Raw genomic sequence first — 6,229 nt, 5'->3', positions numbered from 1 at the left:
GCGGGCTTCACCGCCCCGGAGGGCAAGACCATGGGCCACGCCGGCGCCATCGTCTCCGGCTCCTCGGGCACCGCCCAGGCCAAGAAGGAGGCCCTCGAGGCCGCGGGCGTGAAGGTCGGCAAGACCCCGTCCGAGACCGCCGAGCTCATGCGCGAGATCATGAAGAGCCTGGCCTGATCCCGCTCTGACGGGCCCTGGCGGCCCGTGACGACGACGCCCCCTCGCCTTCCACGTGGAAGGCGAGGGGGCGTCGTCGTCGGCGGGCCCGTGCGGTGCGGCGTCAGCCGACGCTGCCGCCGACCAGCAGGCCGAGCACGTAGGTGACGGCGGCGGCGCCGTAGCCGATGGCCAGCTGGCGCAGGCCGCGCCACAGGGGCGAGGACCCCGAGAGCAGGCCCACCACGCCGCCGGTGAAGAGCAGGGCCAGGCCCACGAGGGCCGCGGAGAGGGCGAGTGCGGGGCCGCCGGTCATCCCGAACAGGTACGGCAGGATCGGGATGAGCGCGCCGGAGGCGAAGAACAGGAAGCTGGAGAGGGAGGCGCCCCAGGCCGAGCCGATCTCCGCGTAGGACTCGGAGTGGTCCACCGGCCCCTTCGAGCCGTCCGGGCGGGCGGAGAAGGCCGGGTTGCAGTCGCAGGAGAGGTAGCCCAGCCGCTCGAGGGCGCGGTGTTTGGCGTCCTCGGGCTCCATGCCGCGGGCCAGGTACACCAGCTCGAGCTCGTTGCGGTCGATGTCCAGGTGCTCGGCGGCCTCGAGCGTGACCTGCGTGGGGGAGGACGCCTCGAGCAGCTCGCGCTGGGAGCGCACGGAGACGTACTCGCCCGCCGCCATGGACAGGGCGCCGGCGAGCAGGCCGGCCACGCCGGTGAACAGCACCACGGAGGGGGCCACCCCGGTGGCGCCGATGCCCATCACGAGCGCCAGGTTGGAGACGAGGCCGTCGTTCATGCCGAACACGGCGGCGCGGAAGGACCCGGCCAGCTGCTCGCGACCCCGTGAGGCCAGGCCGCGCACGACCTCCTCGTGGATCTGCTCGTCCGCGGCCATCCACTCGGTCGCGTCCTGGTCCTTCGCGTACGGGTTGTCCGACTCGGCGCGCTGTGCCAGGGCGAGGACGAACACGGAGCCGAACACACGGGCCAGGGCGCGCAGCAGCATGCGGTGCACCGAGGGGCGCGGCGGGTTCGCGGCGTGCGGTCCGAGCAGACGGCGCCAGTGCTCCTCGTGGCGGGTCTCCGCCTGGGCCAGGCCGAGCAGCACGTCCCGCTCCACACCGTCCTTGCGGGCGGCGATGTCCCGGTAGATCTGGCCCTCGGCGATCTCGTCCGCGAGGTAGCGACGCCACCGGCGGATCTGCTCACGGGAGGGCTCGACGTCCGGGCGTCCGGGGCGGTCGACGGCGGTGCTCATGGTGCCTCCAGAGCGGATGGTGCGGCCGGCACCGCAGGGCGTGCGGCGCGGGGCGGGCGGGGCGGGCGTGCAGGCGTCCGCGCGGCGTCCCCCGGGCATCGATGATACCGCCGGGCCCCGCCCCCCGGCTGGCTAGCATGGGGCGCATGAGCACGCAGAGCAGCACGGGCGCCGCCGACGGGGTGGACGCCCCCGTCCGCCGTCCCTGGGAGGACCGGCTCCTCGACGGGGGCCGCGAGCCGGACCCCCGCTTCACCCTGGCCAACGAGCGCACCTTCCTGGCCTGGATCCGCACGTCCCTGGCCCTGCTGGCCGGCGGCGTGGCGGTGGAGGCGTTCACGGGGGAGATGTTCCCTCCGGCGGTGCGGTTCACGCTCAGCGCGCTGCTGCTGGTGATGGGGGCCCTGCTGGCCCTGGGCGCCGGCGTCCGCTGGCTGCGCGTGGAGCGGGCCATGCGGAACGCGCGGCCGCTGCCCCTTCCGCTGATCGTGCCCGTGCTGGCGGGTGCCGTGGTGGTGGGCACGGTGGTGCTGCTGGCCGCCACCCTGGCCCGGATCCCCTGACCGTGGCCCGCCGACTCCCCGGCGTCCCGCTCCTGCGGCCGGCCCCGCCGGGCGGCCACGCGGACCCCGGCCTCCAGCCCGAGCGCACGGTCATGAGCTGGGGTCGCACGGTGCTCGCCCTGCAGGTCACCGCGCTGATGTTCGTGCGGTGGTACTCCCAGGTGGGTGCGTGGGCGTTCGCCCCGGCCACGCTGTCCTCCCTGGCGGGCGCGGCGATCCTGCTGGGCCAGCGCCGCCGCTACAGCCGTCAGTCCACCGGCATCACGGACGAGCGGGTGCGCCCGGCACTGCGGACGGTGGCGGGGATGGTGGCGTTCATCGTGTCGCTGTCCTGCCTGGGCCTGGTGGCCATGGCCTCGCTCCTGCTCTCCGGGGCGCCCCTGTGACCGAGGCCCCGTGGTGACCGCGGCGGGCGCGGCCGACTGGTTCGACCTGACCCGGCCCCTGGCGGACGGGCTGCCCGTCTACCCCGGGGACCCGGCCGTGCGGATCGCCCCGGCGCTGATGGTCGCCGAGGACGGGGCGGCCGTGCTCCGTCTGGAGATGGGCTCCCACACCGGCACCCACGTGGATGCCCCGGCGCACACGCAGGCCGGCGGGCGCACCGTGGACCGGCTGACCCGTGAGGAGCTGTGCGGTCCGGCGCTCGTCCTCGGCCTGGCCGGCCTCGCCCCGGACGAGCCCGTGGCCGCCGCCCGCCTGGCGCCGCTGCTGCCGGCCGACGTCCCCGTCCGGTTCCTGCTGGCCACGGGGTGGGACGCGCACCTGCACGACGACGCCCTGCGCACCCGGCACCCCCACCTCGCCGCGGACGCGGCGCGCCTGCTGTGGTCCCGCGGGGTGCGCCTGCTCGGCGTGGACGCCCTCAGCCCGGACCGCACCGGCTGCCCGGAGGGTGCGGTGCCGGAGGGCGGCCCCGCCCCCGGCTTCCCCGTCCACGCCCGGTTCCTCGGCCGGGACGGGGTGATCGTGGAGAACCTCACGGGCCTGGCGCGCCTGCGCCCGGCTGGGACCGGCGTGGACCGGGACTGGGCCGCCGTCGTGGACCTGGAGGTGCACCCGCTGCCGATCGCGGGCGGCGACGGTGCCCCGGCCCGCGTGTGGGCGCGCACAGTACGCTGTGACGCATGACTCAGCCCCATCCCGCCCCCGCCCCCCGTCGCGCCGCCGAGGACGCGCCCCATCACGCCGACGTCGTGGTCCTGGGCCACGGCCTGGCCGGTCTCGTGGCCACATGCGAGCTGCTCGAGGCCGGGCGCCGCGTGGTGCTCGTGGACCAGGAACGCGCCGGGGACCTCGGAGGCCAGGCCTGGTGGAGCTTCGGTGGCCTGTTCCTGGTGGACTCCCCGGAGCAGCGTCGGCTGCGCGTGCGGGACTCCGTGGACCTCGCCTGGCGTGACTGGCAGGACACCGCCGGCTTCACCGACGAGGACGTCCTGCCGCGGGCGTGGGCGGAGGCGTACGTGCACTTCGCGGCGGGGGAGAAGCGGGCCTGGCTCGCCGAGCGCGGCCATCGGCTGTTCCCCGTGGTGGGCTGGGCCGAGCGGCGCGTCCCGGACGCGTTCGGCGGGGGCCCCGGCGTGGGCGGCAACTCGGTGCCCCGGTTCCACATAACCTGGGGCACGGGCGTGGGGATCGTGGAGCCGTTCGCCCGGGTGGTCGAGCGTGCGGCCTTCGACGGCCGTCTCACCTACCTGCCCCGCCACCGGGTGACGGAGCTGGTCACCCAGGACCGCGCCGTCGTCGGGGTCCGGGGCGAGCGACTGGCCGACGACGACGGCGCCCGCGGCACCGCGTCCTCGCGCCAGGCGGTGGGGGACTTCGAGATCCGCGCCCAGGCGGTGCTGGTGGCCTCCGGCGGCGTCGGCGCGGACCACGACGCGGTGCGCGCCGTGTGGCCCGAGCGCCTGGGGGCCGCCCCGCAGCGCATGCTCTCCGGCGTCCCGGCCTACGTGGACGGCTCCGGCATCCGCGCGGCGAAGGAGGCCGGCGCCCACGTGCTGCACCCGGACCGCATGTGGCACTACACCGAGGGCGTGGCCAACTGGGACCCCGTGTGGCCCGGCCACGGCATCCGCATCCTGCCCGGTCCCAGCTCCCTGTGGCTGGACGCGTCCGGCAACCGTCTGCCGCACCCGCGGTGGCCCGGGTTCGACACCCTCGGCACGCTGGGGGAGATCCGTCGCGGCGCGGGCGTGGGCCGGCACGGGGGCGGGGCCGAGCACACGTGGTTCGTGCTCAACGAGCGGATCATCGGCAAGGAGTTCGCCCTGTCCGGGTCGGAGCAGAACCCGGACCTGACCGGCCGCTCCCTGCGCCAGGTGCTCGGCCGGGTCACCCAGGACATCCCCGGTCCCGTGCGGGCCTTCCTGGACCACGGCGAGGACTTCGTCCGGGCCCGCACCGTGGAGGAGCTCGTGGCGGAGATGAACGCCCTGATCGAGCGCTCCGGCTGGGACGAGGCGCCACGCGTGGACCTCGACGCCGTGCGCGCCGCCGTGGCCGAGCACGAGGCCGGCGCCGCCGCCGCGGGGGTGGACCCGCAGGTGGACGCCGTGCGCCGGGCGCGCCAGTACGTGGGGGACAAGCTCATCCGCTCGGTGGCCCCGCACCGGCTCACCGACCCCGCGGCCGGTCCGCTCGTGGCCGTGCGCCTGCGCACCCTCACCCGCAAGACGCTCGGTGGGCTCCATACGGATCTCAGCGGCCGGGTGCTGGACGAGCTCGGCGGCCCCGTGTCCGGGCTCTACGCCGCGGGCGAGGCCGCCGGGTTCGGCGGCGGAGGCATGCACGGCTTCCGCTCACTCGAGGGGACGTTCCTGGGCGGCTGCCTGTTCAGCGGCCGCACCGCGGGCCGGTCCCTGGCCGCCGCTGTCGCCTGACGCCCGCCCCGCCCTCGCCACGACGGGGCGGGGGCGGGGCGGCGAGGGGTCAGCCGGTGGCCTCGACGCCGTCGCGCTCGGGGTGCGTGCCGAACAGGAAGTGGCGACCGGAGACGGACTGCACGTCGATCCTCACGTAGAAGTCCTTGAGCGTGGGCACCCACGGCTGGATGCCGAGGGACTCGGCCTCCGCGATCTCCGCCTCCGTCTCGAGACGGCGGGCGGTGCCGCGCAGGAGCACGGACCAGGCCTGGTCGGAGAGGATCCCGTCCGCCTGCACCACGACCTCGGGGTTCACGGTCAGCTCGGCGAGCTTGGAGCCCGGCGCGGTGCGGAAGTACACGGCGCCCTCGTGGGCGCGGATGTTCACGGGCACGATGTCCGGGCGGCCGTCCACGGCCAGGCCCAGGCGGGCGTGACGGGCCCCGCGCAGCAGCTTCCAGGTCTGCTCGTCGGTCAGCGCCAGCACCGGCTCGCCGTCGGGGTGCGGGAACATCGAGGCGTCCCCCACGGCGGGGTCGGGGCGCAGCATCGAAGGGGTGTTCTGCTCGGTCATGGCGTGAGCTCCGGGGTCTCGTCGGTGTCGGTGGTGTCGCCTTCATTCTGTCCCGACGCGCGGTGCGCGGCCAGGTCCGCCAGCACGGCGTGTGCGGTCGGCGCGGTCCGTCCCGGACCCACGGCGAGCAGGTGGCGGGCCAGGTGCGGCGGCGTGGCGGGGGCGGGGCCGGCGTCGGCGGCGGCGGTGAGCGTGCCGCCCGCACGGGCCACGAGCAGCTGGCCGGCGGCGACGTCCCACGGGTTGGTGTCGACCGCGAGCGTCGCGTCCGCCCACCCGGCGGCGGTGAAGGCGAGCTCGAGCGCCCCGGACACGGTGCGCCGGACGGTGGCGTACGCGTCCACGAGCCGGGCGAAGCGCTGCAGCGCGTCCTCGCCCTCGCGGCGCAGGGCCTCGGCAGCCGGGTAGGAGGTCACGAGGTTCAGCGCCCGTTCGTCCCCGGCGGGGGCGGCGCGCAGCGGCAGGCGGGCCTCGCCGAGCCACGCGCCGGCGTCGTCCGCGGAGAACTCCAGGCCGTTCGCCGGGTCCACCACGACGCCGGCCACCACCTCCCCGTCCACCTCGGCGGCGATCGAGATCGAGAACATCGCGAAGCCGTGCGTGAAGTTGGAGGTGCCGTCGATGGGGTCCACGATCCACCGGACGCGCGGGGCGCCCTCGGCGCCGGCGTCGTCCGTGGACGCCGCGGTCGTCCCCGTCTCCTCGCCCAGCACCGCGCTGCCCGGGACGGCGGCCGTGAGCGCGGCGATCAGCGCCTCCTCGGTGGCGCGGTCGTGCGCGGTGACCAGGTCGTGGTGGTTGCGCTTCGTGGTGGCGG

General features: G+C 76.1%; 7 protein-coding genes and 1 pseudogene. 5 read left to right on the top strand and 3 right to left on the bottom strand.

The window, feature by feature from the left end; translation table 11 throughout:
* Positions 1-177 (top strand): annotated as a pseudogene (locus Q4D18_RS10605) (succinate--CoA ligase subunit alpha); the annotation flags it as partial.
* A gap of 103 nt (positions 178-280) precedes the next feature.
* On the opposite strand, the gene Q4D18_RS10600 reads toward Q4D18_RS10605, so the two are convergent.
* Positions 281-1,411 carry a VIT1/CCC1 transporter family protein gene (locus Q4D18_RS10600; RefSeq protein WP_303128189.1) on the bottom strand — a complete coding sequence of 377 codons (1,131 nt, stop codon included), beginning with the start codon at positions 1,409-1,411 and terminating at the stop codon, positions 281-283.
* Positions 1,412-1,557: 146 nt separating this feature from the next.
* Between Q4D18_RS10600 and Q4D18_RS10595 the strand changes: the two genes are divergently transcribed.
* From Q4D18_RS10595 to Q4D18_RS10580, 4 genes are read left to right on the top strand one after another with little or no spacing between them, the layout of a single operon-like run.
* Entirely contained in the window at positions 1,558-1,974 is a 417-nt protein-coding gene (locus tag Q4D18_RS10595; RefSeq protein WP_303128186.1) for a YidH family protein, read from the top strand.
* 2 nt (positions 1,975-1,976) lie between these two features.
* Positions 1,977-2,360: a DUF202 domain-containing protein gene (locus Q4D18_RS10590; RefSeq protein WP_303128183.1), complete on the top strand. Its 384-nt coding sequence runs from the start codon at positions 1,977-1,979 to the stop codon at positions 2,358-2,360.
* A 13-nt stretch (positions 2,361-2,373) separates the two neighbouring features.
* On the top strand, positions 2,374-3,105 hold the full coding sequence (locus tag Q4D18_RS10585; RefSeq protein WP_303128181.1) for a cyclase family protein: 732 nt from the start codon (positions 2,374-2,376) through the stop codon (positions 3,103-3,105).
* The gene (locus tag Q4D18_RS10580) at positions 3,102-4,856 is read left to right on the top strand and encodes an FAD-binding dehydrogenase (RefSeq protein WP_303128179.1); all 1,755 of its coding nucleotides are present in this window, start codon (positions 3,102-3,104) and stop codon (positions 4,854-4,856) included. Before Q4D18_RS10585 ends, Q4D18_RS10580 begins: the two co-directional genes overlap by 4 nt.
* Positions 4,857-4,905: 49 nt before the next feature.
* Here Q4D18_RS10580 and Q4D18_RS10575 read toward each other — a convergent pair whose 3' ends face one another.
* Both Q4D18_RS10575 and Q4D18_RS10570 read right to left on the bottom strand, forming a co-directional pair.
* Entirely contained in the window at positions 4,906-5,412 is a 507-nt protein-coding gene (locus Q4D18_RS10575) for a pyridoxamine 5'-phosphate oxidase family protein (RefSeq protein ID WP_303128176.1), read from the bottom strand.
* Positions 5,409-6,229, bottom strand: an 821-nt coding sequence (locus Q4D18_RS10570; RefSeq protein WP_303128175.1) for an inositol monophosphatase family protein, incomplete at its 5' end; no start/stop codon positions are given. The genes Q4D18_RS10570 and Q4D18_RS10575, both read right to left, overlap by 4 nt.

The organism is Micrococcus sp. (assembly GCF_030523875.1).
Lineage (GTDB): Bacteria > Actinomycetota > Actinomycetes > Actinomycetales > Micrococcaceae > Micrococcus.
Note: the sequence above shows the minus strand (reverse complement) of the source record. Positions and strands in the feature narration are given on the sequence as shown.

Coding starts and splice junctions, on each gene's coding strand:
- Q4D18_RS10600 (WP_303128189.1), bottom strand. CDS start 1,411: ATGAGCACCGCCGTCGACCGCCCCGGACGCCCGGACGTCGAGCCCTCC.
- Q4D18_RS10595 (WP_303128186.1), top strand. CDS start 1,558: ATGAGCACGCAGAGCAGCACGGGCGCCGCCGACGGGGTGGACGCCCCC.
- Q4D18_RS10580 (WP_303128179.1), top strand. CDS start 3,102: ATGACTCAGCCCCATCCCGCCCCCGCCCCCCGTCGCGCCGCCGAGGAC.
- Q4D18_RS10575 (WP_303128176.1), bottom strand. CDS start 5,412: ATGACCGAGCAGAACACCCCTTCGATGCTGCGCCCCGACCCCGCCGTG.